General features: G+C 56.2%; 1 protein-coding gene. It reads right to left on the reverse strand.

Annotated features, from left to right (window positions below; genetic code table 11):
• On the reverse strand, window positions 1-729 hold a 729-nt coding region (locus CX664_RS23950), incomplete at its 3' end, for a M26 family metallopeptidase (RefSeq protein ID WP_146000292.1).
• Window positions 730-744: the final 15 nt, after the last annotated feature.

Genomic DNA, 744 nt, shown 5'->3' on the forward strand with positions numbered 1-744 from the left:
AACCGTTCCTTTAACCTCCCCCCCCCCGATGCCAGCGTACTTTCGATTACCATTGGTGAGAATACGAACATCTTTCGCCCAGATACCACTGACTGTGCCATTAATATCAACAACACAGGCTGCTAACCCAGTTACCTCCGTGGAATTTATATTGGCACCAGTAAAGTGAAGGTGACTGATGCTGCCATTCAGGGTGTCAACAAAACAGTCAGACAGGTTGCTGATGGTACGGCACTGCCCATCGTACTCCCCGGTAAACGGATCGGTCTTACTACCAATGGACTGGTTTAGCTGGCTACCATCAATATCCGCCGTCTGCCGGTAAATGCCATTCAGTGGATAGTCCGGATCACGGCCAATCTTGCCCAGGGTTGTGGCATTCGGCACCTCAATCCAACCTTCGGTTTTATTGCCGGATGGGGATGCAGCCGCCGCAGCGCTCAGGCCAGACAGGGCACCCAGTGCCACGGCGGCTTTCGGTAGCTGGCCAATGCCGACGGAGGCGGTGGCCGGTGGGCTGGTGCGTTGTGGTGTTTGCTGCGGTTTCTTTTTTTTCCTGCCTTTGTCGTTTGTTGGCGAGCCATCCACCGGGCTGTCTGCCTGGCTCTGCCCTGGTGGCGAACCTTTAGTCGCACCAAAAAGATCCCTGAGCCGGGCCGCTGAGGAAAGCGTAATAAACCCCTCCAGCATCGTGCCGATCTCCGCTGGCAGCACCGTATAAGGCGACACCAGGCGGGCAGCCAG

The sequence above is a fragment of the Endozoicomonas acroporae genome, from assembly GCF_002864045.1.
Classification (GTDB): domain Bacteria; phylum Pseudomonadota; class Gammaproteobacteria; order Pseudomonadales; family Endozoicomonadaceae; genus Endozoicomonas; species Endozoicomonas acroporae.